The sequence below is a fragment of the Synechococcus sp. CCY 0621 genome, assembly GCF_019038465.1.
Lineage (GTDB): Bacteria > Cyanobacteriota > Cyanobacteriia > PCC-6307 > Cyanobiaceae > Cyanobium.
In genome coordinates, this window is record NZ_JAFKRH010000031.1 from 171,659 (window position 1) to 197,845 (window position 26,187).

General features: G+C 69.6%; 21 protein-coding genes. 5 read left to right on the top strand and 16 right to left on the bottom strand.

The window, feature by feature from the left end:
• Positions 1-21: 21 nt before the first annotated feature.
• Positions 22-3,702, bottom strand: a complete 3,681-nt coding sequence (gene metH, locus KUG43_RS10145; protein ID WP_216908664.1) for a methionine synthase — start codon at positions 3,700-3,702, stop codon at positions 22-24.
• Positions 3,702-4,619 carry a branched-chain amino acid transaminase gene (locus KUG43_RS10150; protein ID WP_216908666.1) on the bottom strand — a complete coding sequence of 306 codons (918 nt, stop codon included), beginning with the start codon at positions 4,617-4,619 and terminating at the stop codon, positions 3,702-3,704. The genes metH and KUG43_RS10150 overlap by 1 nt, the downstream gene beginning before the upstream one ends.
• A 53-nt stretch (positions 4,620-4,672) precedes the next feature.
• Here KUG43_RS10150 and cobN point away from each other — a divergent pair, with 53 nt between their 5' ends.
• The gene (gene cobN, locus KUG43_RS10155; protein ID WP_216908668.1) at positions 4,673-8,401 is read left to right on the top strand and encodes a cobaltochelatase subunit CobN; all 3,729 of its coding nucleotides are present in this window, start codon (positions 4,673-4,675) and stop codon (positions 8,399-8,401) included.
• Positions 8,402-8,427: 26 nt separating this feature from the next.
• On the opposite strand, the gene KUG43_RS10160 is transcribed toward cobN, so the two are convergent.
• From KUG43_RS10160 to KUG43_RS10185, 6 genes are read right to left on the bottom strand one after another with little or no spacing between them, the layout of a single operon-like run.
• Positions 8,428-8,964, bottom strand: a complete 537-nt coding sequence (locus KUG43_RS10160) for a hypothetical protein (RefSeq protein ID WP_216908670.1) — start codon at positions 8,962-8,964, stop codon at positions 8,428-8,430.
• Positions 8,965-8,993: 29 nt separating this feature from the next.
• A complete protein-coding gene (locus tag KUG43_RS10165) occupies positions 8,994-9,659 on the bottom strand; it encodes a PHP domain-containing protein (RefSeq protein WP_216909050.1) in 666 nt (221 codons plus the stop codon).
• Positions 9,646-10,263, bottom strand: coding sequence for a protoporphyrinogen oxidase HemJ (gene hemJ, locus KUG43_RS10170; protein WP_286194620.1), 618 nt, complete (start codon positions 10,261-10,263; stop codon positions 9,646-9,648). The genes KUG43_RS10165 and hemJ overlap by 14 nt, the downstream gene beginning before the upstream one ends.
• Before the next feature lies 1 nt (position 10,264).
• Entirely contained in the window at positions 10,265-10,624 is a 360-nt protein-coding gene (locus tag KUG43_RS10175; protein WP_286194621.1) for a hypothetical protein, read from the bottom strand.
• A complete protein-coding gene (uvrC, locus tag KUG43_RS10180; protein ID WP_216908672.1) occupies positions 10,621-12,609 on the bottom strand; it encodes an excinuclease ABC subunit UvrC in 1,989 nt (662 codons plus the stop codon). Before uvrC ends, KUG43_RS10175 begins: the two co-directional genes overlap by 4 nt.
• A 9-nt stretch (positions 12,610-12,618) precedes the next feature.
• Entirely contained in the window at positions 12,619-13,110 is a 492-nt protein-coding gene (locus KUG43_RS10185) for a flavin reductase family protein (RefSeq protein WP_216908674.1), read from the bottom strand.
• A gap of 67 nt (positions 13,111-13,177) precedes the next feature.
• Here KUG43_RS10185 and coaD point away from each other — a divergent pair, with 67 nt between their 5' ends.
• Both coaD and KUG43_RS10195 read left to right on the top strand, forming a co-directional pair.
• Positions 13,178-13,681, top strand: coding sequence for a pantetheine-phosphate adenylyltransferase (coaD, locus tag KUG43_RS10190; protein ID WP_216908676.1), 504 nt, complete (start codon positions 13,178-13,180; stop codon positions 13,679-13,681).
• Positions 13,674-14,621 carry a coiled-coil domain-containing protein gene (locus tag KUG43_RS10195; RefSeq protein ID WP_216908677.1) on the top strand — a complete coding sequence of 316 codons (948 nt, stop codon included), beginning with the start codon at positions 13,674-13,676 and terminating at the stop codon, positions 14,619-14,621. The genes coaD and KUG43_RS10195 overlap by 8 nt, the downstream gene beginning before the upstream one ends.
• 34 nt (positions 14,622-14,655) lie before the next feature.
• Here the strand turns inward: KUG43_RS10195 and KUG43_RS10200 are convergent, their stop codons facing one another.
• The 5 genes from KUG43_RS10200 to dapF all read right to left on the bottom strand — a co-directional run bounded on the left by KUG43_RS10200 (position 14,656) and on the right by dapF (position 19,566).
• Complete coding sequence (locus KUG43_RS10200; protein ID WP_216908679.1) at positions 14,656-15,984, bottom strand: D-alanyl-D-alanine carboxypeptidase/D-alanyl-D-alanine-endopeptidase; 1,329 nt, start codon at positions 15,982-15,984, stop codon at positions 14,656-14,658.
• 1 nt (position 15,985) lies between these two features.
• Entirely contained in the window at positions 15,986-16,510 is a 525-nt protein-coding gene (locus KUG43_RS10205; protein ID WP_216908681.1) for a DUF4330 domain-containing protein, read from the bottom strand.
• A 65-nt stretch (positions 16,511-16,575) separates the two neighbouring features.
• Positions 16,576-17,265, bottom strand: coding sequence for a DUF1995 family protein (locus KUG43_RS10210; RefSeq protein ID WP_216908683.1), 690 nt, complete (start codon positions 17,263-17,265; stop codon positions 16,576-16,578).
• Between the two features lie 26 nt (positions 17,266-17,291).
• Entirely contained in the window at positions 17,292-18,485 is a 1,194-nt protein-coding gene (locus KUG43_RS10215; RefSeq protein WP_216908685.1) for a cysteine desulfurase family protein, read from the bottom strand.
• Positions 18,466-19,566 carry a diaminopimelate epimerase gene (gene dapF / locus KUG43_RS10220; protein ID WP_216909054.1) on the bottom strand — a complete coding sequence of 367 codons (1,101 nt, stop codon included), beginning with the start codon at positions 19,564-19,566 and terminating at the stop codon, positions 18,466-18,468. The genes KUG43_RS10215 and dapF overlap by 20 nt, the downstream gene beginning before the upstream one ends.
• 43 nt (positions 19,567-19,609) lie before the next feature.
• Between dapF and KUG43_RS10225 the strand changes: the two genes are divergently transcribed.
• Positions 19,610-19,849, top strand: a complete 240-nt coding sequence (locus KUG43_RS10225) for an Hfq-related RNA-binding protein (RefSeq protein ID WP_216908687.1) — start codon at positions 19,610-19,612, stop codon at positions 19,847-19,849.
• 45 nt (positions 19,850-19,894) lie between these two features.
• Positions 19,895-22,519: a leucine--tRNA ligase gene (leuS, locus tag KUG43_RS10230; protein ID WP_216908689.1), complete on the top strand. Its 2,625-nt coding sequence runs from the start codon at positions 19,895-19,897 to the stop codon at positions 22,517-22,519.
• Here leuS and fghA read toward each other — a convergent pair.
• From fghA to KUG43_RS10245, 3 genes are read right to left on the bottom strand one after another with little or no spacing between them, the layout of a single operon-like run.
• On the bottom strand, positions 22,503-23,351 hold the full coding sequence (fghA, locus tag KUG43_RS10235) for an S-formylglutathione hydrolase (protein ID WP_216908691.1): 849 nt from the start codon (positions 23,349-23,351) through the stop codon (positions 22,503-22,505). The genes leuS and fghA overlap by 17 nt on opposite strands.
• A gap of 31 nt (positions 23,352-23,382) precedes the next feature.
• Positions 23,383-24,495: an S-(hydroxymethyl)glutathione dehydrogenase/class III alcohol dehydrogenase gene (locus tag KUG43_RS10240; protein ID WP_216908693.1), complete on the bottom strand. Its 1,113-nt coding sequence runs from the start codon at positions 24,493-24,495 to the stop codon at positions 23,383-23,385.
• 19 nt (positions 24,496-24,514) lie between these two features.
• Positions 24,515-26,116 carry a glucose-6-phosphate isomerase gene (locus tag KUG43_RS10245; RefSeq protein ID WP_216908695.1) on the bottom strand — a complete coding sequence of 534 codons (1,602 nt, stop codon included), beginning with the start codon at positions 26,114-26,116 and terminating at the stop codon, positions 24,515-24,517.
• Between the last annotated feature and the right edge of the window lie 71 nt (positions 26,117-26,187).

The window sequence follows — 26,187 nt, forward strand, 5'->3', positions numbered from 1 at the left end:
CCTGCCATGGCCAGGTGAGCCTCAGGCGCTGAAGTACCGGGCCTGGCTGTGCAGAGCCACCAGGGCCGTGGTGCTCTGCTCCGGCTCCAGCTGGTCGCTCTCATCCATCGTCAGGCCGATGCGATCGGTGTGCAGCCAGGCGAGCTGCTGGCGGGAATCGGCCACGTTCGGGCAGGCGGGGTAACCGAAGGAGTAGCGGCTGCCCCGGTAGCGCTGGGCGAGCACGTCCCGCAGGGCCTTGGGCTCGTCGGCGGCGAATCCCATCTCCCGACGGATGCGGGCGTGGGTCCATTCCGCCAGCGCTTCGGCCATCTGAACCGCCAACCCATGGAAGTAGAGGTAGTCGGTGTAGCGATCGGCCCGGAACAGCTGCTGGGCAAAGCTGGTGGCGCCTTCCCCCATGGTGACGGCCTGCATCGGCAGCACATCCGAGGGCCGCAAGGAGCCGTCAGCGGCCGTGACGCCGTCGCGATAGAAATCGGCAATGCAGTAGCGGTTGCCGCTGCGCTGGCGCGGCAGCACAAAGCGCCCCAGTTCCTGCCCGCCGGTCGCCGGTGTCGCCCCGGCCGCCATCCCCTCGGGGTCGAACACCACCAGGCAATTGCCGACGCGGGCGCAGGGGAAGTAGCCGTAGGCCACCCGTGGGGTCAGCAGGCCTTCGGCGCGGCAGCGACCGAGCCACTCCTGCAGCACCGGCTCCGCCTTCTCGGCCAGCATCGCGTCGTACTCCTGTCGGCTCTGCTGCTGGGTCTTGCGCAGCTGCCATTGGCCGGCGAACAGGGCGTTGCGATCGAGGTAGGCGAAGACCTCGTCAAGGTCGATGGCCGCCTCAGTGAGCACCTGGGTGCCCCAGAACGGCGGGGCGATGGCCGTTTCGGCCGGCACGGCGGCGGAACGCTCCTCGCTCGCGGCCGGAGGGGCTTCTGCCTGAACGGCGATGGGGCTCACCGTGGCGGCCTCCTGGGGGGGCTCCTCTGCGGCTGCCGCCGGGGCGGCGGGGTCGCCGAGACCCAGCCCCTCGGGGGCGCCGTCGAGGAAACCTTCGTGGTCGTCCCAGCGGCCGCCGGTCTTGGCGTCCATCAGGGCGTCCATGAAGCGCAGGTCGGCGAAGGCGTCACGGCCGTAGATCACCTGGCCCCGGTAGGCCTGGCGGCAGTCACCGTGGACGAACCGGGGGGTCAGGGCCGCACCGCCGAGGATCACGGGCACGGAGATTCCGACCGCATTGAAAGTTTCCAGGTTGTCCTTCATGAAGGCGGTGGATTTCACCAGCAGGCCGCTCATGGCGATGCAGTCGGCCCCGTGCAGACGCTGCGCTTCGACAATCGCATCGACGCTCTGCTTGATGCCCAGGTTGATCACCTCATAGCCATTGTTGGTGAGGATGATGTCCACCAGGTTCTTGCCGATGTCGTGCACGTCGCCCTTGACGGTGGCGATCAGGAACTTGCCCTTGCTGCTTGATTCGCCCTCCTTGCGCTCCATGTGCGGCTCCAGAAAGGCCACGGCCGACTTCATCGTTTCGGCGCTCTGCAGCACGAAGGGCAACTGCATCTGCCCGGAGCCGAACAGTTCACCCACCACCTTCATGCCATCCAGCAGGAAGGTATTGATGATCTTCAGCGGTGGATGCTCCACCAGGGCCTGCTGGAGGGCGGCCTCCAGACCGATGCGCTCGCCATCGATGATGTGCTGCTTGAGCCGCTCCTCGAGTGGCAGATCGGCCAGCGAAGGGCCAGAAGCCCTGGCCTCCTTGGCGCTCACCCCCTCGAACTCGGTGGTCAGCAGGGTGAGGGGGTCATGGATGCAGATCCCGTCCTCAAAACGGCGCCGGTCGTGGATCAGATCGCGACAGATCTGCTGGTGTTCCTCGCTGATCTTCGCCATCGGCAGGATCTTGGCCGGACTGACGATGGCGGCGTCCATCCCGGCCTGGCAGCAGTCGTGCAGGAACACCGAGTTGAGCACGATGCGGGCGGCTGGAGACAGCCCGAAGCTGACGTTGCTGACCCCCAGCACCACGTGCACGCCGGGAAGTTCGCTGCGGATGCGTCGGATCGCCTCGATCGTGGCCGCCGCGTTGGCCCGGTCCTCCTCGATACCCGTGGAGATCGGCAGAGCCAGGGGGTCGTAAAAGATTTCGTGGGCTGGCAGGCCGAACTCAAGCGCATCGCGGTAGGCCCGCTGGGCGATGGCGAATTTGCGCTCGGCGGTGCGGGCCATGCCCTCCTCGTCGATCGTGCCCACCACCACGCCGGCGCCGTAGTCACGGGCCAGTTCGAGCACCTTGAAGAAGCGCTCATCGCCGTCTTCGTAGTTGGTGGAGTTGAGAATGCACTTGCCACCAGCCACCTTGAGGCCAGCCTCCATCTTCTGCCACTCGGTGGAATCGAGCATCAATGGCAGGTTGACGTTGGTGACCAGTCGGCTCACCAGATCATGCATGTCCTTGACCCCATCCCGGCCCACGTAGTCGACGTTCACATCGAGGACATGGGCGTTCTCCTTCACCTGGCCCCGGGCCACCGCCACCAGGCCATCCCAGTCCTCGTCATTGAGCAGCTCCCGCACCTTCTTCGACCCGCTGGCATTGAGCCGCTCGCCGATGATCAGAAAGGAGTTGTCCTGGAAGTAGGGGGTGACGCCATAGATCGAAGCCACTGCCGGCTCGTAGTGGAGCGGCGGCCTCTCCAGACGTTGCTGGGGCCGTCGCACCTGTCGCTGGGCCGGGTGCAGACCGGCGGCTAGCTCCGCCAGGGCACCGATGTGGGCCGGGGTGGTACCGCAGCAGCCACCGATCACCTGCACGCCGAGATCCTCGACGAAATGCATCATCTGCATGCGCATCTCGGTGGGGGTGAGCCGGTAGTGGGCCACACCGCCGATGTTCTCCGGCAGTCCCGCGTTGGGAATGCAGCTCACCACGAAGGGACTGTGCTGGCTCAGGTAGCGGATGTGCTCCTTCATCTGCTCGGGCCCCGTGGCGCAGTTGAGGCCGAGCACGTCGATCGGGAAGGGCTCCAGGATCGCCACCACGGCGGCGATGTCGGAGCCAACCAGCATGGTGCCGGTGGTTTCCATGGTTACGGAGACCATCAGGGGGCGCCGTTCACCGGCAGCGGCGAAGGCCTCCTCGATCCCCTGCAGGGCCGCCTTGATCTGCAGCACGTCCTGGCAGGTCTCGACGATGAACAGGTCGACGTCTCCGGCGATCAGGCCGGCGGCCTGCTCCCGGAACGAGGCCTTCATCGTGTCGAAGTCGATGTGACCCAGGGTGGGCAGCTTGGTGGTGGGACCCATCGATCCCGCCACGAAACGGGGCTTGGCCGGGGTACTGAAGGCGGCGGCCATCTCGCGGGCCAGCTCGGCGGCCCGGCGGTTGATGGCGAAGGCCTGCTCCTCCAGTCCGTACTCGGCCAGCACGATCGAGGCGGCCCCGAAGGTGTCGGTTTCGATCACGTCGCAGCCCGCCTCCAGGAACAGGCGGTGGACCGCCTGGACCGCATCGGGCCGGGTGAAGACGAGGTTCTCGTTGCAGCCCTCCAGGGCCGCACCACCAAAATCCTCAGCCGTCAGGTCCATCTCCTGCAGCGAGGTGCCGGTGGCGCCGTCGAAGACAAGCACGGGACGTTCCGGACCGTGCAACCAGTCGAGGAAGCCGATGCGGTCGGTGGGGTGGTGGATGGCGGCGGTGACGACCATCAGGCGTCGAGGCGGATGCGGGTGACCCAGTGGTCATAGGAGGGATCGCGGCCCTCCGTGATCGCCGTGAGGCGGTCGCGGAGGCGCTCCATGACGGGGCGGTGGCTGGAGAGGTCGGTGGATTCGATCCGCCGCACCGGGGTGACGCGGGCGGCCGTTCCGCTGAGGAACACCTCGTCGGCGATCATCAGTTCGGTCTTGTCGACCGCCCGCTCCAGGACGGGGATGTCCATCGATCGTGCCAGTTCCATGATGCTGGCGCGGGTGATGCCCTCGAGGATGTCCTGATCGACGCCGGGGGTGATCAGCACGCCGTCCCGCACGATGAACAGGTTCATGCCGCTGGCCTCGCTCACCTTGCCGCGGCTGTTGAGCAGCAGGGCCTCGTCGAAGCCGCTCTTGACCGCTTCGGTCTTGGCCAGTGAGCTGGTGATGTAGGCGCCACTGATCTTGCCCCTCAGGGGCAGGGAGCGATCTTCCTGGCGGCACCAGCTGCTGATCCGGCAGCTGACACCCTCGGGAGAGAGATAGTCGCCCATCTCGATGCCGTAGATGAGGAAGTCGGTCTGGATGTTGTGCAGCCGCGGGGCGATGCCGAGGTCGCTCGTGTAAACGAAAGGCCGCAGGTAGATCGGGCAGGTGGGTCGGTTGGCCTGCAGAAAGGCCGTGATGGCGCTGTGGATCGTCTCCTCGGCCAGCTCGGTCAGCAACAGCCGGGCGCTCTGGCTGAGGCGGCGGGCGTGGCGATCGGCGCGGAACAGCAGGATCTCGTTGTTGTCGGCGGGATTGGGCAGGGCCCGCATGCCACCGAAGGCGCCGGTGCCGTAATGCAGTGCGTGGGTGGCCACCGACAGGGTGGCTTCAGCAAAGGGGACGCACTGTCCGCCGAACCAGGCATAGGGCAGGAACTGGTGCATGGAAGGCGGTGGCGACGATGCGATCTTCTCACCGCGTTCGGCAGGATGGGGGCATGCATCGACTCGCGTCCATACCCGGGGACAGGACGGAGGACGACGGGGCCCTCTTCGTGGAGCAGCCACCCGCCCCTGTGGTTCTGCTCAGCAGCGCCGACACGGATCTGCTGGCGGTGTCCCAGCTGCTCGCGAGCGAGCCGGAGCTGCTGCCGGCGGAGCTGAGAGCGCTCAACCTGGCGGCGCTGCAACACCCGGCGGTGATCGACCACTACGTGGCCACCACCCTGGCCAGCACCCGCCTGGTGGTGGTGCGGCTGCTGGGCGGCCGCGGTCATTGGAGCTACGGCCTGGAGTGCCTGCGCCACTGGCTGGAGGGCGGCGAGGGCCGCCAGCTGCTGGTGCTGGCCGGCACCGCCGAGGAGGAGCAGGCCCTGGCTGGCCTCGGCAGCCTTGATGGCCCCCTGGCCCTGGCCTGCGCGGCCTGCCTGCGGGAGGGCGGCGCGGCCAATCTGCGCCTGCTGCTCCAGACCCTGGCGGCCCTGCTGGTGGGCGAGCGCCCCGAGCCGCCGTGCCCGATGCCCGCCGCTGACCCCCTGCCCCACGACTGGCGCGACGAGCCCGGCTCGCGGGTGGGGGTGATCCTCTACCGGGCCCTCTGGCAGGCGGGAGATCTGGCGCTGATGGAGGCGCTCCTGGCGGCCCTGCGTGGCCGGGGGCTGGCGCCCCGGTCCCTGTGGGTCAGCAGCCTGCGGGACGGGGCCGTGCAGCGGGGTGTGGCAGACCTGCTGGGGCGGGAGCAGGTGCAGGCGGTGCTCTGCGGCACGGGCTTTGCTTCGGTGTCGTTTGAGGAGGCGGGCCTCGGAGCCCCCCTGTGGGAACGGCTGGGGGTGCCGGTGCTGCAGGTGCTGTGCAGCGGCCGCAGCCGGGAGGCCTGGCAGCAGAGCAGCATCGGCCTGGCCCCGCTCGACCTCAGCCTGCAGGTGGCCCTGCCGGAACTGGATGGGCGCCTCACCACCCGGGTGGGTGCCTTCAAGGAACGCAGCTCCACCAGCGATACCCTGGCCACCGCCCTGCACCGCTACGAACCGGACCGTGAGCGGCTCGACTGGATCGCCCAGCTCACCACCGCCTGGACCGGTCTGCGGTTGACACCAGCCCCCGAGCGCCGTGTCGCCCTGGTGCTGGCCAACTACCCCAACCGCAACAGTCGCCTGGCCAATGGCGTGGGCCTGGACACCCCCGCCAGCGCTGCCCTGATGCTCAGCTGGCTGACTGGCGCCGGCTACGACCTGGGGGCGGCCGACGACCTGCCGGCCGATGGCGATGCCCTCATCCACCGGCTGCTGGAGGGCCGCAGCAACGACCCGGAGAGCGGCCATCGTCCTCCCCTGGCCCACCTGCCCCTGGCCACCTACCTGGCCTGGTACGCCACCCTCCCGGTGGAGGGCCGCCAGCGGCTGGAGGCGGTCTGGGGGCCGCCCGATACCGACGCGGGCCTCGAACGGGTGACTGGGTGCCCGGCTTTCCCGGTGCGAGGGCTGCGTTTCGGCCGGGTGCTGCTGCTGATCCAGCCCGAGCGCGGCTACGACCGCGATCCGAGCCTCAGCTACCACAGCCCCGACCTGCCCCCCACCCACGCCTACCTGGCCCAGTACCTGTGGCTGCGCCAGAGCTTCGGCGCCCAGGTGGTGGTGCACGTGGGCAAACACGGCAACCTCGAATGGCTGCCGGGCAAGGGGCTTGGACTGTCGCAGGACTGCTTCCCCGAATGGGCCCTGGGGCCCCTGCCGCACCTCTACCCGTTCATCGTCAACGACCCGGGGGAGGGCAGCCAGGCCAAACGCCGGGCCCAGGCGGTGATCCTCGACCACCTGACCCCGCCCCTGGGCCGGGCCGGGCTGCACGGCGACCTTCAGGCCCTGGAGGCCCTGCTGGATGAGTACTGGGAGGCTCGGCAGCTGGGCAGTGCCCGGGCGCCGTTGCTGCGGGAGCGCCTGGGCACCCTGCTGGAGCAGCTGCAACTGCCCGCCATGGCCCAGGCGGACCTCGAAGCGCGCCTGGAGGCGGCCGATGGCTACCTGTGCGAACTCAAGGAAGCCCAGATCCGCCTCGGCCTGCACACCTTCGGCACCTTGCCGGCCCCAGCGAAACTGGCCGAACTGCTGCTGTGCCTGGCCCGGGCGCCCCAGGCGGGGGTGCCGGGGCTCACCCAGGCCCTGGCCCATGACCTGGGGCTGGATCTCGACCCCTGGTCCGATCCGGAGGAGGCCCCCCTCACCGCCGCCGATCGCTGCCGGCTCACTGCCCTCGTGGAGAGCGGCCCCCGGCTGCGGCATGTCGGCGACGGGGTGGCCCTGCTGGAGGGCCTCGCCCTGGCCTTGGTGCGCCACGAGCTGACTGACGCCGTCCCGGGGCCTCCACTGCCCCTGGGGGCCGCCACCGAGCGGGCCCTCCAGCACCTGCGCCAGAAGCTGCTGCCGCCCCTGCTGGCCTGCGGCGAGGCCGAGCGCCAGGCCCTGCTCACCGGCCTGGCCGGCGGCCGCATCGCCGCCGGGCCTTCCGGGGCGCCCACCCGCGGCCGGCCGGACCTGCTGCCCACCGGCCGCAACTTTTACAGCGTCGACCTGCGCGGCCTGCCGACGGAGGCCGCCTGGGACCTGGGACGTCGCAGCGCCGAGCTGCTGCTGCAGCTCCACCTGCAGGCGGAGGGCGACGACCTGCGCACCCTGGCCCTGTCGGTGTGGGGGACCGCCACCATGCGCAACGGCGGCGAGGACATCGGCCAGGCCCTGGCCCTGATGGGGGTGCGGCCCGTCTGGGATGGCCCGACGCGGCGGTTGGTGGATGTGGAGGTGATTCCCCTGCGCCTGCTCGGCCGTCCTCGGGTGGATGTCACCCTGCGCATCTCCGGCCTGTTCCGCGACGCCTTCCCCCAGCTGGTGGGCTGGTTCAACCGCGCCACCCGCCTGGTGGCGGCCCTGCCGGAAGATCCCGGAGACAACCCCCTGGCGGCCTCAGCCAGGCTCGAGGGCCACGGCGGACGCATCTACGGCTCGGCGCCTGGGGCCTACGGGGCCGGGCTTCAGGGCCTCATCGACAGCGGCCACTGGGAGGAGCGCAGTGACCTGGGCGAGGCCTTCCTCAACTGGAGCGCCTGGCGCTACGACGGCGATCCCTCCGATGGGGCCAGCGGCGGTGCCATCGCCGCCACGGCCGACCGCAGCGGGCTCGAACGGCGTCTGGCCCAGGTGCAGGTGGTGCTGCACAACCAGGACAACCGGGAACACGACCTGCTGGATTCCGACGACTACTACCAGTTCCAGGGGGGCCTCAGTGCCGCCGCCGAGCGGCTCCAGGGCCAGGCCCCTGCCCTCTGGTTCGGCGACCATTCCCGCAGCCAGCGCCCCCGACTGCACCGCCTCGAGCGGGAATTCGACAAGGTGCTGCGCTCCCGCCTGCTCAATCCCCGCTGGATCGAGGCCATGCAGGAGCACGGTTACAAGGGCGGTTTCGAGATGGCCGCCAGCCTCGACTACCTGTTCGCCTACGACGCCAGCACCGGGCGGGTGCCGGACTGGGGCTACGGCGCCATCAGCGCGGCCTGGCTGGAGGACGCGACCGTGCGGGAGTTTCTGGGCCGCTCCAACCCCTGGGCCCTTCGGGACATGGCCGAGCGGTTGCTGGAGGCCCACCACCGGGGCCTGTGGGAAGGGGCCGATCCCCAGCGGCTGGAGGGGCTGAGGGCGCTGGTGCTGGAGAGCGAGGGCCTGGTGGAGCAACGCTGAACCAGACCCTCGCGTTCTTCAGGGGATCAGAGGTCGAGGTCCCGAACCATGGAGCGAAAGGGATCGGTGTTGCCGGGCTTGGCGGGCTGCTGGCTGATCTTCGGCTGGCTCTGGGCCTCCGCCTCCTTCTGCTGCTTCGCCGCCGCCGCACCGCCGGGGACGTTGGTGGGGGTGACGGCGGCCCCCTTCATGCGCTGGCCGAGCTCGGCGGCGCTCATCTGCTGGGCGAAGGTCTTCTTGACGGGCTTGGGGATGCCACCGGTGAGGTTGACGGAACCCTTTTCGGTGGGCTGGATGCCGGCCAGGCCAGGGGTCATCTTCTCCACCCGGGCCTCCATCGACGCCACTTCGGCCACCATCTCCTTGTCGCCGGGGCTATCAGCGTTGCCGGGGAAGGTGTGGCGGATCGTGTTCGACCGCTTCATGAACTTGACATCGCCAAGGCTGGTGGAAGCCTCGGGATCGAGGAAAAAGGTCTCGGCCTTGGGTTTGGCCTTGGCCGCAGCTTCAGGCTTGGTCACCGAGGCGGCACGGGAACCGAACAGACGATCGAACAGGCCCATCGACGCAAGGAGAAACGTGTCAGCAAACCCTAGCGGCCGTGGAGCACCAGCCCATGGGTATCCGTACCACAACTCATCAGAAGGCCGCGCCGCTCCAGATCCGCCGCGATCGCCTCGCACACCAGCGGCGTCGGCTGCCAGCGGCTCTGCATGGCGTAGTCGTACCAGACTTCGGCCCCGTCGAAGCCCAGATCCGCCGCCGCCGCGATCAGGCGCTGGTGGGGCAGGCGGTAGCGGGCGGGGTGGGCGAGCAGCGCCAGGCCCCCGGCGGCCTGGATCGCCGCCACCACCGCCTCGGCCCGCAGGGCCGGCCCTACAACGGATGTGCCCTGCAGGTAGGGGTGCAGGGAGGGGTGCTCCGCGGCGAAGCCCAGCCCCAGGACGTGGACCAGGCAACCCTCCAGCAGGCAGCTGATCTCCACCCCGCGCCAGAGGACGGGGACCGGTTCGCCCCGCCGACTGTGTTGCTCGAAGGCCGAAGCGATCGCCCCATGGGCCGTCAGGGCGTGGTGATCGGTCACGGCCAGGTGTTCCAGACCGATGGCCAGGGCCTCGTCGGCCAGGTGGTCGGGGTGGAAGCTGCCGTCGCTGCAGATGGTGTGGCAGTGGAAGTTGAACCGCTCCGGGCAGCTGTCGGCCCGCACCTGGCGCAGCACCGGCGTGAGCGGATGGGCGAGGGCTTCAGGCCGCAGCACCACCGCTCTCCTGTTGGGCCAGCCGTTCGCTGCGCAAGCGCCGCCAGCGGGCATAGAACTGAATCGAGGCCGCCATGGTCACCACCAGGGCCACCAGGAACCAGGTGGCGGCACCGGTGGGGAACTGGTTCTTGAACACCACCAGCATCACTACCAGCACCAGCAGCAGGGTGGGCAGTTCGTTGAGGGCCCGCAGCTGGCGGCCCGTCCAGTTGCACGCGCCGCGCTGCAGCTGCCCCATCAGCCGGTAACAGAACCAGTGGTAGATAAGCAAACCGGCGACGGCGGCCAGTTTGGCGTGCATCCAGGCCTGTTTCAGCCAGATCGGCTCCACCAGCAGCAGGCCCACCGCCATGGCCACGGCCACCACCATGCCCGGGGTGGTGATGATGTTGGCCAGGCGCCGCTCCATCACGGCGTACTGGGCCTCGAAGGCCTGCCGCAGGGGGGGATCCAGCTCGGCGGCCTCCTTGTGGTAGATGAACAACCGCACCAGGTAGAACAGCCCGGCGAACCACACCACCACCCCGACGATGTGGAGCGTCTTGAACCAGAGGTACGCCTCGGGGGGAAAGCTCACGGCCAAGGGCAGCGGCAGCGTCATCTCAAGACCTGGGGGCACCAGGTGGTGCATCGGACCGCCAAGTTAGTCGGCAGTAGCGGCGGGCCACGGCGGCGGCATAGGCCCGATCCACGGGCCCCAGCTGTGGGCTGATGCCCCCATTGCGGCAGTCCACCAGGATCCGCTCCCGGTGGTTCTCCTGGTCGCTCACCCGGAGCCTGAGCTGCCAGTGGTACTGGGCACTGCGGCTGATCTCGTCGCCGCAGACCGGCCCGACGCACAGACCCGGTGCGGCCAGCGCCGCCCCCCATGCAGAGGGGAGCAGCAGCAACAGGCCCAGAAGTCCGCACCACAGCCGCCTGGAGAGCAGCCCCGCGGCACCCCACCTCCCAGCGGCTCTCATCCGGCCAGCTCCAGGGGGGCGCTCTCGCCGTCGCCGGAGGCTTCGGGCTCCTCCATGGGGGGATGGAAGTGCTCCCACACCTGCCGCGCCATGGCCGGTCCGATCCCCGAGACGACGGCGATCTGCTCGGGGCTGGCCAGCTGGATGGCGTCGATGGAGCGGAAATGGGCCAGCAGATCCTTGACCCGCTTGGGTCCGAGCCCGGCGATGTCGCTGAGGCGGGAGCGCTTCATCCGCTCGCCCCGCTGCTGGCGGTGGTAGCTCACGGCGAAGCGGTGGGCCTCGTCCCGCAGCCGCCGCAGCAGCACCACCCCCAGCTGGTCGGGCTCGGTATCGAGGGGCTGGCTGGCGCCGGGCAGGAACACTTCCTCCCGCTGTTTGGCCAGGGAACAGACGGTCAGGTCCTCGTGCAGATCCAGCTCCCGCAGCGCCTCCATCACCGCCGACAGCTGGCCCTTGCCGCCATCGATCATCACCACATCCGGCCAGTCGCTGAGGCCGTCGGTGTGCAGGGCCGAGGCACCGGCACGGCGCAGGGCGGCCAGATCGGCCCCCTCCGCCTTGGCCTGCGACCAGCGGCGGAAGCGCCGCCGCATGATCTCCGCCATAGCCATGAAGTCGTCGGAATGGCCGGCGCGGATGCTGCTGCTGCGGATCCGGTACTTGCGGTAGTGCTGCTTGGCCGGCAGGCCGTCGATGAACACCACCTGGGAGGCCACGGCATCACTGCCCTGGATGTGGCTGATGTCGTAGCCCTCGATCCGCCGGGGCGGCACCGCCAGCTCCAGCAGCTGGGCCAGGTCCTCGGTGGCCAGCAGCTGTTGCTCCGCCCCCCGCTGGGCCCGGGCCAGTTCGAAGCCGGCGTTGCGTTCCACCAGCTCGATCAGATCGGCCTTCTGGCGCCGCTGGGGCACGGCCAGCCGCACCTTGCGCCCCCGCCGCTCCGCCAGCCAGTCGCCGATCAGCTCCTGGGCTGGCAGGGCGTGCTGCAGCACCAGTTCCGGCGGAATCTCCACCGGCTCCACCTGGCTGTAGTGCTCCTCAACCACCCGCTGCAGCACCTCGGCCGGTGTGGCGATGGCCGCGTCGGCGGTGTAGCCCAGCCGCCCCACCAGCTTGCCGGCGCGCATCTGGAAGATCTGCACCGCCGCCACGCGATCATCCGCCGCCAGGGCGATCACATCCCGGCTGACCGAGCTGTCCCCCAGGCTCATCTTCTGGTCGGCGGTGAGCAGGTCGAGGCCCTGCAGCTGGTCGCGGACCCGGGCGGCGGCCTCGAAATCGAGCCGCTCGGCATAGCGATCCATCTGCTGCCGCAGCAGATCAAGCAGCTCGTCATTGCGGCCCTGGAACACCATCGCCACCTTGCGCAGGATGTGGTGGTAGTCGTCGGAGCCGATCTTTTCCTGGCAGACCCCCGGACAGCGGCCGATGTCGAAGTTGAGGCAGGTGCGGTCGCGGTAGAGGGGCTGGGGACGCTGGCGCAACGGGAACACCCGCTTGACCACGGCCAGGGTGCGGCGCAGCAGGCCCACATCCACATAGGGGCCGTAGAAGCGATCCAGGGGGCTGCGCAGGCGGCGGCGGCGGGTGATGAAGATGCGCGGGTAGGCCTCGCTCCAGGTGATGCAGAGGTAGGGGTACTTCTTGTCGTCCTTCAGCAGGACATTGAAGTGGGGCTGGTGATTCTTGATCAGATTCGATTCCAGCGCCAGCGCCTCCGCCTCGCTGTCGGTGACGATGAACTCGATCTCACAGACCTGGCGCACCATCAGGGCGATGCGGGGGCTGATGTCGTGGGAGCTGCGGAAGTAGCTGCGCACCCGCGCCCGCAGGCTCTTCGACTTGCCGATGTAGAGGATGCGATCGCTCGCATCCCGCATCAGGTAACAGCCCGGCTCCGCCGGCAACTCCCGCAACCGTGCCGACAGCCGTTCACGCTGCAGCAGCAGCGGCCCGATGACGTCACCGGCCGGTTCAGCCATGGCGGCGCCTCAACCGCCGTACTGCCAGCCCGTGGCGGACAGTTCCAGGGCGGGGGCATCGCGGTGCAGGGTGGCCGTCTTCACTTCCCCGACGAAAACGGTGTGATCACCATGGGCCACCTGGCCCACCAGGGTGCACTCCACGGCGCCGAGGGCGTCGTCCAGCACCGGCAGGCCCAGGGGGCCCAGGCTGAAGGGCGCGGCGTCGAAGCGTCCGCCCACCCCCTTCTGGGGCTTGAAGAACACGGCGGCCAGGTCCTTCTGATCGGCGGCCAGCACGTTGAGGCAGAAGCGCCCGCTGCGCTGGATCATGCCGTTGCTGGTGGAGTCGGAGCGCACCGCCATCACCACCAGGGGCGGTTCGAAGGAGCCCTGGGTGACCCAGCTGGCCGTGAAGCCGTTCACCTCCTCGCCTTCGGCCACGCCGCAGATGAACACGCCGTGGGGAATCTTGCGCAGGAGCGTCTTCTTGGCAGCCGCGTCCAGAACAACGTCGGTCATGGGGGTGGGCGGCAGGGATCCAGCGACTCTAGGAACCCGACCGGGTCCGTCTCCATAGGCTGGGCGCATGCGAGCCCTCTATCCCGGCAGTTTCGACCCCCTCACCCTCGGCCACCTCGACCTGATCGAGCGGGCGGCGCACCTCTTTGACGGTGTCGTGGTGGCGGTGCTGATGAACCCCTCCAAGCAGCCCAGTTTTCCCCTTGAGCGCCGGCTGCAGCAGATCCGCACCGCCACCGAAGGGATGGCGGGCATCGAGGTGGGCCATTTCGATGGGCTCACCGTGAGCTACGCCCAGACCTGCGGCGCCCAGGTGATCCTGCGGGGTCTGCGGGCCATGAGCGACTTCGAATTCGAGTTGCAGATCGCACACACCAACCGGACCCTGGCCCCCCGCGTCGAAACCCTGTTCATGGCCACCTCAGCGCACCACAGCTTTCTGAGCAGCTCGGTGGTGAAGGAGGTGGCCCGCTTCGGTGGGGACGTCGGCCACATGGTCCCGCCGGGAGTGGCGATCGACCTGGAGAGGCTCTTTAATCGACAGGCAGCGCCGGAAACCCCAGATGGCTGAAGTCCGCCTCACCGTCCTCGACCAGCTGGACCAGCTGGAGGACATCGTCCTCGAAGGCAGCAGGATCCCCTTCAGCGGCGGACGGCTGGTCAACGAGCAGGACGCCATCGAGATGATGGATTCGCTGCGGGAGGCCCTGCCGGGGCAGATCTCCCAGGCCGAGGACCTGATCCGGCAGCGCGAGGGCTTCATCGAGAAGGCCAGGCTGCAGGCGGAGGAGATCGTCACCCAGGCCCGCCGCGAGCGGGAGCAGCTGATCAACGCCGCCGCCATCCGCCAGGAGGCCGAGCGGCAGGTGACGGAACAGCGGGAACTGGCCCGCCAGCAGTGTGAGCAGATGGTGCTGCAGGCCCGCCAGCAGGTGGCCCAGACCGAACAGGAGCACCAGGCGCGGATGGCCCAGTTCGAGCAGCAGTTCGCCGGCCGCCGCCAGCAGCTGGAGCAGGAAGCCCAGCAGCGCCGCCAGCAGCTGGAGCAGGAGGCAGCCGAACGCAATCGGCAACTGCTGGAGCAGCACGAACGCGGCCGGGCCCAGGCCCTGCAGGATCTCGAAGGCATCCGTCAGGAAGGGCTGCGCCTGCAGCGTGAAAGCCAGGCCGAAGCGGAGCGCCTCCATGCGGACGCGCTCCAGTTCCGCCAGCAGACCCAGCAGCAGTGTGATGCCCTGATTGCCCGCAGTCGCCAGGAGTCCTCCGCCATCCAGGAGGGGGCCAACCGCTACGCCGAGCAGGTGCTGGGGGAATTGGAGGTGCGCCTCAAGGAACTCAGCCAGGTGGTCCTGGGGGGTCGGCGCGAACTGGTGCGGCTGCAGGGCCAGGAGACGGCCATTGCCAGCCGCCCCTCCGAAGCTCCGATCCCGCTGGAAAACGCGACCGTCGACCGGGCCCGCCGTGCCGCCGGCCGCCTCAAGCGTGCCGCCAGCCGGGGCCTGGCCAGCTAGCTGAGCGCAGGTTCAGGCCCGGGAAACAGGGGGCTCAGAACGCCGGTTGGCAGGCCCCCACCGTCTGAACCTGGCGCAGAACGCGGCCGATGGTGGTGTTCGGCGCTCCCGCCCCGGCGGACACCGCACTGACGTAGCGGGGGCCATCCGTGGTCTGGAGGACGCCGCTGATCGAGCGCACACCCGTGAGGGTGCCGGTCTTGGCGAAGAACTGACCATCCAGGCTGGTGCCCTTGTAGAGGTTGCGCAGCGTGCCCCGCCGACCGGCGATGGCCATGGAACTGAGGTAATCCCTGGAATAGGGATGGTGATCCATGCGCAGCAGCAGGGCCACGAGGAAACGGCTGGTGAGCCGGTTGGCCCGGTCCAGGCCGCTGCCGTCGGCGATCCTGACCCCCTCCATCGGCAAGCCCTGGTCGTTCAGCCAGAGAAACGTGCGACGACTGGCTTCGGCCAGGTCCCAGGTGCCGGCGGCCTGACGCAGCAACACTTCGGCGGTGAAGTTGTGGCTTTCGGTGTTAGCCAGGCTGAGCAGGCCGTGCATGGAGGTGGAGGGCTCCTCATGCATCAGCACGGCATCGCTGGGCAGGGGCTGGCGGGCTGACACCAGGGCCAGCTGCACCTGCGGACCGCCGTTCTGGGCCATCGAGCGGCGCAGCAGGGTCTGCAGGCGGGAGGCGGGATTGCTCACCGCATCGTCGATGGCGTTGCTGGTGATGGCCAGCCGGGTGATCGGTGCGCCGTAGGCATAGGCGCGGTCTCCCATGTGCCAGCCACTGGGCCACCAGTTCTGGGGCGCTTCCTCCGCCAGTTCCAGCCGCACGGGGGTTCCGGCCGCCATGGCCAGCTGGGCAAAGCGTTGCAGCTGGGGGAGGGCCAGGTCGGGATCGCCCTGGCCGACCATGCGCAGGGTGCCATCCTGCAGGCGCCACAGCTGGGTGGTGAGCCGGTAGTCGGGGCCGAGTCGGTCGAGGGCGAAGGCGGTGCTGATCAGCTTCTGGTTGGAGGCCGGCACCCTCGGCTGCCGGCCGTTGACATCGGCCAGCAGCCGGCCAGTGCCATCGGCAACGCTGACGCTCCAACGGGACTGTTCACCCCCCAGGACCTGGGCGACCTGGCGTTGGAGCAGCGGGCAGCTGACCTCCCCGGCCAGACGCGGCATGCCCACCGGTGGCGGCGCCACCGGCAGGGCGGCCATCGGCAGGGAGCGCAGGGCCCGGGGGGAGGGCAGTGCCGGTGCGTTCTGGGCCCAGGCCGCCGTGCCCACTGGGCTGGTGCTCGCGGCCACCAGCAGCACCGCCACCGCCCGCAGCGGGCCGCGGGGGCGATGCAACCCGGGCAGAAGGCGGAGGGGCGAGGTCATCTCAGGAAGCTCCGAGTTTCAGGTCGGTGACGGTGCCGTTGAACCGGTAGTTGGTTCCCTCCAGTTCCACCGGAGCACCGATCTTGATCGTCTGGTTGCCGAAGACAACCCCCCCGGCGGTGCGGCGCCCCTGGCCTTCGAGAACGAAACGCCCATCAAAGGTGCTGAAGGTCTTCTGGTTGGGATCGGGGGCGCTCACCACTTTCCCGTCGGGGGTGAGGGTGGAGATGATCCGATCGAACGGAAGGATCTGCTTCACAGCCACGCTGCCGTGGGGCTGGTTGCGGATCACGATCGCCACCTTGCCCTCGGCGCGGGCCTGTTGCAGCAGCTCCAGCGGGGCCGCCGCGGGGGCACCACGCACGTCCACCATCACGGTGACGGGCTCGAGGGCGCCGGTGGCCTGGGCCACCGCACCGCTGAGGCGGGGACTCCAGATCACGCCCCCGATCGCCAACAGCGCCGCAGCGGCAGCGCCGAGGTCGACGAGGCTCCAGGAACGGGGTCGAGGCGAATCGCTGGGCATGGGCACCTGAAAGCCAGCGCGAAGTGTACGCAGCCTTTCCGGGATGCACCAGTCGGGCCGCCCAGTCAGTTCTGCAGGTCTTCGATCATCTGGCCGAGGGCCCGCAGGTTGCTCCCCAGGCCCGCCTGCTCGCGACCACTGAGGGCCAGGTCCTGTTGCTCGGCATCGGGTTTCTGCTCGAAGCGACCAGCCAGCCGGTAGCCGTCAGGGTCGAGCCGGTAGAGCTCCCACTCGCCCGGGTAGGCGCAGCGCAGGGCGCTTTCGGCCTGGGGCAGCAGGGCGTAGGCGGCCCGCCAGCCGGCCAGAAAGCCCTTGCGGCGCTGGCGCGCGACGCTGCCGATGCCGATGGCGGCGTCCTCCAGCGAGGGATTGAGCAGCACCACGGTGCCGGTGTGGCCGCCACACACCGCTTCCACCAGCTCGTATTCCGCCTGGCTGGCCCCCACCAGCAGCAGCACCCCCTCGGAGGGGCCCTCCTGCTGCAGCCGGCGCTGGTCGGAGAAGCTGCCGATGCGATCCGCCAGGGCCGGAGCATCACGGCGGGCCAGGGCCGTGGCACCGGCATCCGGGAACAGCAGTCGCAGCTCGGACCGTTCGGCCAGCAGCCCCTCCAGCAGGCGCAGCACCACCGGCAGCAGCCGCAGCCCTTCGAAGCGGAACTCCACGGTCCAGCGCCCGCCGGATCCGGACGCCAGGGCCGCCTGCAGGGCCTCAAGGGCTTCGGCTTCGGCGGTGCGCAGATCGGCGGGCAGCATTGGCGTTTGGCAGGTCCGAGCGGACCCTACCCAGGCGCTGCGGCGACGCTGCGGAGCGCCTCCTCCAGGGCCGTCGGCAGGCCGGCCAGATCGGCCGGGCTGAGCCAGGGTCCCAGGCTGATGCGCAGGCCGCTGGCGGCCTCCTCGGGGCTGTAGCCCATGGCAAGCAGCACGGCACTGGCGCCCGGAGCCCCGCGACTGGTGCAGGCCGACCCACTGCTGACGGCGTAACCCCGCCGGGCCAGTTCGCGCACCAGCCGGCGTCCAGGCAGCGGTCGGCCATCCGGTCCAGACACCAGCAGGCTGATGTGATGGGGCAAGCGTCCACAGGGATCTGCCGGTGCCGGCCCGCTGAGGCGCACCCCCTCGAGGGCCAGCAGCCTCTCCAGCAGCCGGTCCCGCAGGGACCCGATCGGGTCCTCACCGCCATGGGCCGCAAGGCGCTGCCGGGCCAGCTCCAGGGCCGCCGCGAATCCGGCCACCAGGGCCACGGGCTCGGTGCCGCCACGACGCCCCCCCTCCTGCGCGCCGCCGATCAGGGGCTCCAGTTCGAGCCCGTGACGCACCAGCAGGGCGCCGACGCCGCGGGGACCCTGCAGCTTGTGGGCCGCGCAGCTGAGCAGGTCGACCGGCAGCTGGCGGAAGTCAACGGGTTGGTGGCCCACCACCTGCACCGCGTCCACATGCAGCAGCACGCCGGCCTGGCGGCAGAGCTGACCGATGCTGGTGATCGGTTGGAGCGTGCCCACCTCGCTCTGTCCCCAGAGGATCGACACCAGGCGGGTCGGCGGCACCAGCAGCTCCTGGAGGGCCTCCAGGTCGACCAGACCACGGCCATCCACCGGCAGCAGCTGCCGCTGCCAACCCCGCCTCTCCATGGCGGCGGCGGCCGCGTAGCTGGCGGGATGCTCCACGGCCGAGAGCAGCACCCGCCCGGGCTCCAGGCAGCCGGCGCAGCCAATCAGGGCCGTGTGGATGGCTTCGCTCCCTCCCGACAGAAGCACCAGTTCGTCCCGGTCGCAGCCCAGCTGCTCCGCGATCGCCAGGCGGTCGCGCTCCAGCCGGTCCGCTGCCGCCAGCCCGAAGCCATGCAGGCTGGAGGGATTGGCCCAGGCCTGCCGATGGGCCTGGGCCATGGCCTCGAGCACCTCAGGCGCCGGGGGGCTGGTGGCGCAGGCATCGAGGTAGACCCCAGGGGCTTCAGGGGGTAGGGGAGGCATCGCGGGAGAGGCGTCCCAGGGTGCGGGATTCCAGGGACTCTCCGGCCAGGGCCACCAGATCATCAAGGGAGCGACCCTCCAGCAGGGCCGTGACCCGGGCCCGGGCGTCGGCACTGGCACAGGCCTCGGGGCGGAGGCAACCGTTGACGCACGCCGTGGCGCAATCAATGCTGGCCGCCGCCGGAGCCGTCTCGACAAGGGCCGGTGGGGCGTCTGCCATTCCGAACAGGGAGGGGGCCACCACCCCGTCGAACACCGCCTCGGCAGGACCGGTCATGAACACGTGCCCGCTGGCCTCATCCCAGTCGATCTCCAGGGGTCCGCCGGGCAGATCGAGCCGGGCCTGGCGGTCGGCCAGACCCAGCAGGTGGCAGGCCACCAGGGTGGCGCAGGCGCCGGTGCCACAGGCCAGGGTGGGCCCGGCCCCCCGCTCCCACACCCGCATCACCAGGTGGTCGGGAGCGATCACCTCAACGAAATGGACATTGGTGCGGGCTGGAAAGGCCTCGTGCACCTCCAGGGCGGCACCCAGGGTGTCCAGATCGATGGCTGCCACGTCGTCGACCGGGACCACGGCATGGGGATTGCCCATGCCGGCGGCCGCCACGGCCAGGGGCTGGCCCAGCACCTCCAGCACACCCACCGGCAGCCCCTCCACCCCGACGTCAAGGGCGGTGGGAATGGTCTCCGGCGTCAGAAAGGGTGCGCCCATGTCGACGCGGATGCGCCCGTCTTCGGCCAGGGCCGGCACGATGCGACCGGCCAGGGTCTCGACCTCCCAGCGACGGGGGGCGACGTCACCGTCGCTGTCGGCCAGGAACCGGGCCAGACAACGGATGCCGTTGCCGCACATCTCGGGCTCGGTGCCATCGGCATTGAAGATGCGCATGCGCAGCTCGCCTCCCTCCCGGGGCGGCAGGGCCAGGATCACGCCATCGCCACCGACCCCGAAACGACGGTCGCAGAGCCGCTGCACCCGCTCGGGCGTCAATCCGAAGGTGTCCTCAGAATCCCCTAAGCTGCGGCCGTCCAGCAGCAAGAAGTCATTCCCAAGACCCTGGTATTTGCTGAATTGGAGCACCTTGAGCACCGTTCCGTAAATCCTTGAGGTTGGGCTCGATCCTATGCAGAGTTTCTTTGAACGACGGGGGCCCAGGCTCGACACCACACTGCCGAGTGTGCGCCATGTTCAGGAGCTGATCCGCATCCGCACACCCGTGAACGTCGTGCTGCTCTCCGGACAGGAGTGTGACGGTGTGATCCGCTGGCAGGACAGCCATTTTCTGGCCATGAGCACTGAACCAGGCACCCCTCTGCTGTTGATCAGCCTGGCGGCGATCGCCTCGCTGCGCGCCCTCAGCTGAGCCACCCATGGGTTGTGACACGATCACATCCACCCCATAGGCCCCGTGACAGACCCCTCCCGCTACCGTCCCGAGACGATTGAGCAGCGCTGGCAACGGCAGTGGGAGCAACTGGGACTCCACGCCACGCCTGACCTCAGCGGTGACAGCAGCGACGCCTACTACGCCCTGTCGATGTTCCCCTATCCCTCGGGGAGCCTGCACATGGGCCATGTGCGGAATTACGTGATCACCGACGTCATCGCCCGGGCGGCCCGCTTGCGGGGCCGGCAGGTGCTTCACCCCATGGGCTGGGACGCCTTCGGTCTGCCGGCGGAGAACGCCGCCATAGAGCGGGGAGTCGACCCCGGCGACTGGACCGACCGCAACATCGCCCAGATGCGCGAGCAGCTCAAGCGCCTGGGCCTGTCGATCGACTGGGACCGGGAAGTGGCCACCTGCCACGCCGATTACTACCGCTGGACCCAGTGGCTGTTCCTGCAGTTCCTGGATGCCGGCCTGGCCTACCGCAAGGAGGCGACGGTCAACTGGGACCCGATTGACCAGACGGTGCTCGCCAACGAACAGGTGGATGCCGAGGGGCGCTCCTGGCGCTCCGGCGCCCAGGTGGAGAAGCGCCGGCTGCGCCAGTGGTTCCTCAAGATCACCGCCTATGCCGATGCCCTGCTCGACGATCTCCCCTCCCTGGAGGGCTGGCCGGAGCGGGTGCGCACGATGCAGGCCAACTGGATCGGCCGCTCCCTCGGGGCCGAGCTGACCTTCACGGCCGAATCAGGGGAGACCATCACCGTGTTCACCACCCGGCCCGACACGATCTACGGGGCCACCTATGTGGTGCTGGCGCCGGAGCATCCCCTGGTGGCGGAGCTCACCACGGACGACTGCCGCCTTTCGGTGGCCGCCTTCTGCGATCTGGTCGGCCGCCAGAGTGAGCAGGAGCGAACAGCCGAGGACCGGCCCAAGCGCGGCGTACCCATCGGCGCCTGGGTGCACAACCCCGCCAGCGGCGAGAGGATTCCCGTCTGGATCGCCGACTACGTGCTGGCCGACTACGGCACCGGTGCCGTGATGGGGGTGCCGGCCCACGACCATCGCGACTTCAGCTTTGCCCGCCAGTACGAACTGCCGGTGCTACGGGTGGTGATCCCCGAGGGTTCCGACCCGCACGCCTACGAGGGCCAGGCCTGGACCGAAGCCGGCGTGCTGATCGGCTCCGGTCCCTTCGACGGCCTGACCACCGCCGAGGCCAAAACCAGCATCGTTGCCAGCGCCGAAGCCCAGGGCTGGGGCCAGGGACGGGTGCAATACCGATTGCGCGACTGGCTGATCTCCCGCCAGCGCTACTGGGGCTGCCCCATCCCCGTGATCCACTGCGACAGCTGCGGTGTGGTGCCGGTCCCCGACGACCAGCTGCCGGTGGAACTGCCCCGGAACATCCCCCTGAGTGGCAAGGGGGGCACCCCCCTGGCCAAGTTGGCGTCGTGGGTGAACGTGGCCTGCCCCTGTTGCGGCGCCCCCGCCCAGCGGGAGACGGACACCATGGACACCTTCATGTGCTCGTCCTGGTACTACCTGCGCTACAGCGACCCCCACAACGACCAGAGACCGTTCGGCCGCGAGGCCGTCGACCGCTGGTTGCCCGTGGATCAGTACGTGGGCGGCATCGAGCACGCCATCCTGCACCTGCTCTATTCCCGCTTCTTCACCAAGGTGCTGCGGGACCGGGGCCTGCTGGGCTTTTCCGAACCCTTCGCCCGCCTGCTCACCCAGGGCATGGTGCAGGGCATCACCTACCGCAACGCCCACACCGGCCAGTACGTGGCGCCGGCCCAGGTGGCCGACCCCAGCGACCCCCGCGACCCGATCAACGGCGAGGTGCTGGAGGTGTTCTACGAAAAGATGTCCAAGTCGAAGCACAACGGCGTCGATCCGGCGGTGGTCATCGACCGCTACGGCGCCGACACGGCCCGCATGTTCATCCTGTTCAAGGCGCCGCCCGAGAAGGATCTGGAGTGGGACGACGCCGACGTGGAAGGCCAGTACCGCTTCCTGCAGCGCCTCTGGCGCCTGGTGGACGGGGCCCACGGCCGGGGCCTGCGCCTGACTGGCTCTGGGGCGCCATCGACGCAGGAGCTCGATCCCACCTCCTTCAGCGACGCAGAGCGGCAGCTGAGGCGGGCGGTCCACACGGCCATCGCCGCCATCAGTGAAGACCTGGAGGGGGAGCTCCAGCTGAACACCGCCGTCTCGGAGCTGATGAAGCTCAGCAACGCCCTGGCCGCCCATCTGGAAGGGTCCGGCCCGGCGGTGGGCCGCGAGGCGCTCGCCACCCTGCTGATCCTGCTGGCCCCCTTCGCGCCCCACCTGGCCGAGGAGCTGTGGCAGAAGCTCAACGGCCACGGGGATGGGGCGAGCGTGGAGGCGGCGGCGAGTGTCCATCGCCAGCGCTGGCCCGCCGTGGACCCGACCGCGCTGGTTCGCGACACGATCCCCCTGGTGATCCAGGTGAAGGGCAAGATGCGCGGCAGCCTCGAGGTGCCCGCCGACGCCGATGCGGCCACCCTGGAACGCCTGGCCCTGGAGAGCGAGGTGGCCCAGCGCTGGCTGGAGGGTCAGCCACCCCGGCGGGTGATCGTGGTGCCCGGCAAGCTCGTCAACCTGGTGCCCTGAGGGCGGCCGCGTGGTGGCGCAGGTGGTCGTCGATGAAGCTGGCGATGAAGAAGTAACTGTGGTCGTAGCCCTCCTGGTAGCGGAGCTGCAGGGGGTGACCAGCCGCTGCGGCCGCCGCCACTAGGTCGGTGGGGCGCAGCTGGCTGTCAAGGAACGGGTCGGCGCTGCCCTGATCCACCAGCAGGGGCAGCCGCTGCGCCGCTGAGGCGAGCAGGAGCGTGGCGTCCCAGGCAGCCCAGGCACGTGGATCCGCCCCCAGGTAGGCCGCGAAGGCCTTCTGGCCCCACGGACAGGCCGAGGGGTGGCAGATGGGCGCGAAGGCGGACACCGAGCGGTAGCGGCCCGGGTGCCGCAGGGCTGCGACCAGGGCACCGTGGCCCCCCATCGAATGGCCACTGATGCTGCGCGCCTGGCTCAGCGGCAACTGGGCCTCCAGCAGCGCAGGCAGCTCCTCCACCACGTAGCTGTGCATGCGGTAGTGCCGGTCCCAGGGGGAAGCGGTGGCATCCACGTAGAACCCCGCCCCATGGCCCAGGTCCCAGCCGCCCTGCGGATCCGTGGGCACTTCGGGGCCCCTGGGGCTCGTGTCCGGCGCCACCAGGGCCAGCCCGAGGCTGGCGGCGAGGCGGTGGGCCCCGCCCTTCTGCATCACGTTCTCGTCGGTGCAGGTGAGGCCGGACAGCCAGTAGAGGGCCGGCACCGGCTCCCCGGCGAGGGCCTGGGGGGGCAGGTACACCGCCAGGGTGGCCGTCCCGTTGAGCTGGGTGGATGGGTGCCGGTAACGGCGGTGCAGACCGCCGAAGCTGCGGTTCTCGCTGAGCAGCTCGAGCATGGTGACGCCGACCTCGGGGGTCGCAGGGGGGTCAGAAGTGGATCACGGAGCGGATGCTCTGGCCGGCGTGCATCAGGTCGAAGGCCCGGTTGATGTCTTCCAGTCCCATCGTGTGGGTGATGAAGGTGTCGAGGGGGATCTCCCCCTGCTGGAACCGCTCGACGTAGCCGGGGAGTTCGCTGCGGCCCCGCACCCCGCCGAAGGCCGAGCCCCGCCACACCCGGCCCGTCACCAGCTGGAACGGCCGAGTGGCGATCTCCTGGCCCGCCCCGGCCACGCCGATGATCGTGGATTCGCCCCAGCCCTTGTGGCAGCACTCCAGGGCGGCGCGCATCACCTGGACGTTGCCGATGCATTCGAACGAGTAGTCGACCCCGCCGTCGGTGCGGTCAATCACCACCTCCTGGATGGGGGCGTCGAAGGCCTTCGGGTCGAGGCACTCGGTGGCGCCGAGCTGGCCGGCGATGGCGAACTTGTCGGGGTTGGTGTCGATGCCGATGATCCGCTCCGCCCCGGCCATCACCGCCCCGATGATCACCGCCAGGCCGATGCCGCCGAGGCCGAAGACGGCCACGCTGCTGCCCGGTTCCACCTTGGCGGTGTTGAGCACCGCGCCGATGCCAGTGGTGACACCACAGCCCAGCAGGCACACCTTCTCCAGGGGCGCCTCCGGGGCGATCTTGGCCACCGCGATCTCAGGTACCACGGTGTACTCGGAGAAGGTGGAGGTGCCCATGTAGTGGAAGATCCGTTCGCCGTTCCTGGAGAAGCGGCTGCTGCCATCCGGCATCAGGCCCCGGCCCTGGGTGGCGCGGATCGCCTGGCAGAGGTTGGTCTTGCCGGAGAGGCAGAAGCGGCAGGAGCGGCACTCGGGCGTATAGAGCGGAATCACGTGGTCTCCCACCGCCAGGGAGGTCACCCCAGGACCCACCTCCTCCACCACGGCGCCGCCCTCGTGGCCGAGCACCGCTGGGAAGATCCCCTCGGGATCGGCCCCGGAAAGGGTGAAGGCATCGGTGTGGCACACCCCCGTCGCCACCACCCGCAGCAGCACCTCGCCGGCCCGGGGCCCCTCCACATCGATCTCGGTGATCTCCAGCGGCTGACCTGCGGCCCAGGCGACCGCGGCACGGGATCGAACCATGGGAAAGATCCGAAACTTATCAGGTGCGGTGGAAGGTCAGGCTGTCCGGCCGGCCCCAGTCGCCAACGGCGCCATAGCCGCGATCATTGGCGCAGAGATGGCGCAGCAGCCAGAACACCGGCTCCACCGCCTCCAGCTCCAGTTCAGACTGAATCGCGGCCAGGCTGCGGGGCTGGCCGTCGGCCAGCAGCCCTTCCACCTGGCTCTGCACGGACAGGATCCCGGCGGCCGCCATCTTGCCGGCTTCCACGCCTGGCTGGTGGTAGGCGTTGACATTGACCAGTTCTCCGTAGAGCCCCACCGCCCGCTCGAACAGGCCGATGAGCGCCCCGAGACCCCGGGCATCGAAGCGGCGCAGGGTGATGGTGATGCTCTGGCGATCCTGCTCGGCGAGGGCCGTTCGGGTGCCCTGCAGGAAGCCTTCCAGGAAATCGGCAGGGCACTCGCCATCGATCGTGGGGATCTCTGCCGGGTCCTCCAGCACTTCGATGAAGGTCACGAAGAAGTTGTCGAGTCCGTCGCGCAGCTGTTGCACGTAGGCGTGCTGATCGGTGGAACCCTTGTTGCCGTAAACGGCGAGGCCCTGGTGCACCACCTGACCGTCCCGGTCGAGGCGCTTGCCCAGGGACTCCATCACCAGCTGCTGCAGGTAGCGGCTGAACACCTCCAGCCGGTCGCGGTAGGGGAGGACCACCATGTCGCGGCGACCGCGGCCGCCACCGGCCACATGCCAGGAGGCCGCCAGCAGGGCCGCCGGGTTGGCGCGCAGATCGGGCACGCGCGTGAGGCGATCCATCGCAGCGGCCCCCTCCAGGAAGCCGCGCAGGTCGGCACCGATCAGCGCAGCGGGCAGCAGGCCGACGGCGCTGGTGATGCTGGTACGGCCCCCCACCCAATCGAACATGTCGAAACGCCGCAGCCAGCCGGCGGCCTTGGCCTCCTGATCCAGGTGGCTGCCCGCCATGGTGATGGCGACGGCCTGGGCGCTCCAGTCGCCGCCGGCCGCGACCACCCGGGCCCGTGCCTGCACCATGCCGAGGTGGGGTTCGGGGGTGCCCCCCGATTTGCTCACCACAATCACCAGGGTGGTGCTGAGCCGCTCGCCAAGGCCGGCCAGGGTGTGGGCCATGCCGTCGGGATCGACGTTGTCGAAGAAGTGGAACGGCAGACCCCTGCCGTGCCGCTGCAGAGCCCTGAGCATCAGCAGGGGACCGAGCCCCGAGCCGCCGATGCCGATCCAGAGGACATCGGTGAAGGGCCCGCCGCCGGGCGCCGTGATCGCGCCCGCCAGCACGTCTCTTCCGAAGGCTTCGAGGCGATCCACCTCGGCGCCGATGGCAGCCGCCACCGCTGGATCGGGAGCCAGCTCCGGGGCCCGCAACCAGTAATGACCCACCTGGCGCCCCTCGTCGGCGTTGGCGATCGCACCGGCCTCCAGGGCCTCCATGGCGGCGAAGGCGCGGGCAAAGGGGGCCTGAAAGGCCTGCAGATCCCCCTCCTCCAGGGCCATGCGGCTGACGTCGAGCCAGAGGCAGAGGTCGGGATCGTGCCAGATCAACTGGCGGAAACGCTCCCAGAGGGCAACGGAATCGTGGCCGTTCAACGGCGGCAGCGGGGACATGGCTCCTGGGACGCCGTGACGGGCCCCCGAACCGTATCCATCAGCCTCCACGTTCGGCAAGCGGATCGGCG

Coding starts and splice junctions, on each gene's coding strand:
- fghA (WP_216908691.1), bottom strand. CDS start 23,351: ATGCTCGAGCTGCTCAGCGAGAACCGCAGCTTCGGCGGTCTGCACCGC.
- KUG43_RS10160 (WP_216908670.1), bottom strand. CDS start 8,964: ATGGGCCTGTTCGATCGTCTGTTCGGTTCCCGTGCCGCCTCGGTGACC.
- KUG43_RS10225 (WP_216908687.1), top strand. CDS start 19,610: ATGCAGAGTTTCTTTGAACGACGGGGGCCCAGGCTCGACACCACACTG.
- KUG43_RS10215 (WP_216908685.1), bottom strand. CDS start 18,485: ATGCCTCCCCTACCCCCTGAAGCCCCTGGGGTCTACCTCGATGCCTGC.
- cobN (WP_216908668.1), top strand. CDS start 4,673: ATGCATCGACTCGCGTCCATACCCGGGGACAGGACGGAGGACGACGGG.
- hemJ (WP_286194620.1), bottom strand. CDS start 10,263: ATGACGCTGCCGCTGCCCTTGGCCGTGAGCTTTCCCCCCGAGGCGTAC.
- uvrC (WP_216908672.1), bottom strand. CDS start 12,609: ATGGCTGAACCGGCCGGTGACGTCATCGGGCCGCTGCTGCTGCAGCGT.
- KUG43_RS10245 (WP_216908695.1), bottom strand. CDS start 26,116: ATGTCCCCGCTGCCGCCGTTGAACGGCCACGATTCCGTTGCCCTCTGG.
- KUG43_RS10205 (WP_216908681.1), bottom strand. CDS start 16,510: ATGCCCAGCGATTCGCCTCGACCCCGTTCCTGGAGCCTCGTCGACCTC.
- KUG43_RS10200 (WP_216908679.1), bottom strand. CDS start 15,984: ATGACCTCGCCCCTCCGCCTTCTGCCCGGGTTGCATCGCCCCCGCGGC.
- coaD (WP_216908676.1), top strand. CDS start 13,178: ATGCGAGCCCTCTATCCCGGCAGTTTCGACCCCCTCACCCTCGGCCAC.
- KUG43_RS10195 (WP_216908677.1), top strand. CDS start 13,674: ATGGCTGAAGTCCGCCTCACCGTCCTCGACCAGCTGGACCAGCTGGAG.
- KUG43_RS10210 (WP_216908683.1), bottom strand. CDS start 17,265: ATGCTGCCCGCCGATCTGCGCACCGCCGAAGCCGAAGCCCTTGAGGCC.
- KUG43_RS10240 (WP_216908693.1), bottom strand. CDS start 24,495: ATGGTTCGATCCCGTGCCGCGGTCGCCTGGGCCGCAGGTCAGCCGCTG.
- metH (WP_216908664.1), bottom strand. CDS start 3,702: ATGGTCGTCACCGCCGCCATCCACCACCCCACCGACCGCATCGGCTTC.
- KUG43_RS10150 (WP_216908666.1), bottom strand. CDS start 4,619: ATGCACCAGTTCCTGCCCTATGCCTGGTTCGGCGGACAGTGCGTCCCC.
- KUG43_RS10175 (WP_286194621.1), bottom strand. CDS start 10,624: ATGAGAGCCGCTGGGAGGTGGGGTGCCGCGGGGCTGCTCTCCAGGCGG.
- KUG43_RS10185 (WP_216908674.1), bottom strand. CDS start 13,110: ATGACCGACGTTGTTCTGGACGCGGCTGCCAAGAAGACGCTCCTGCGC.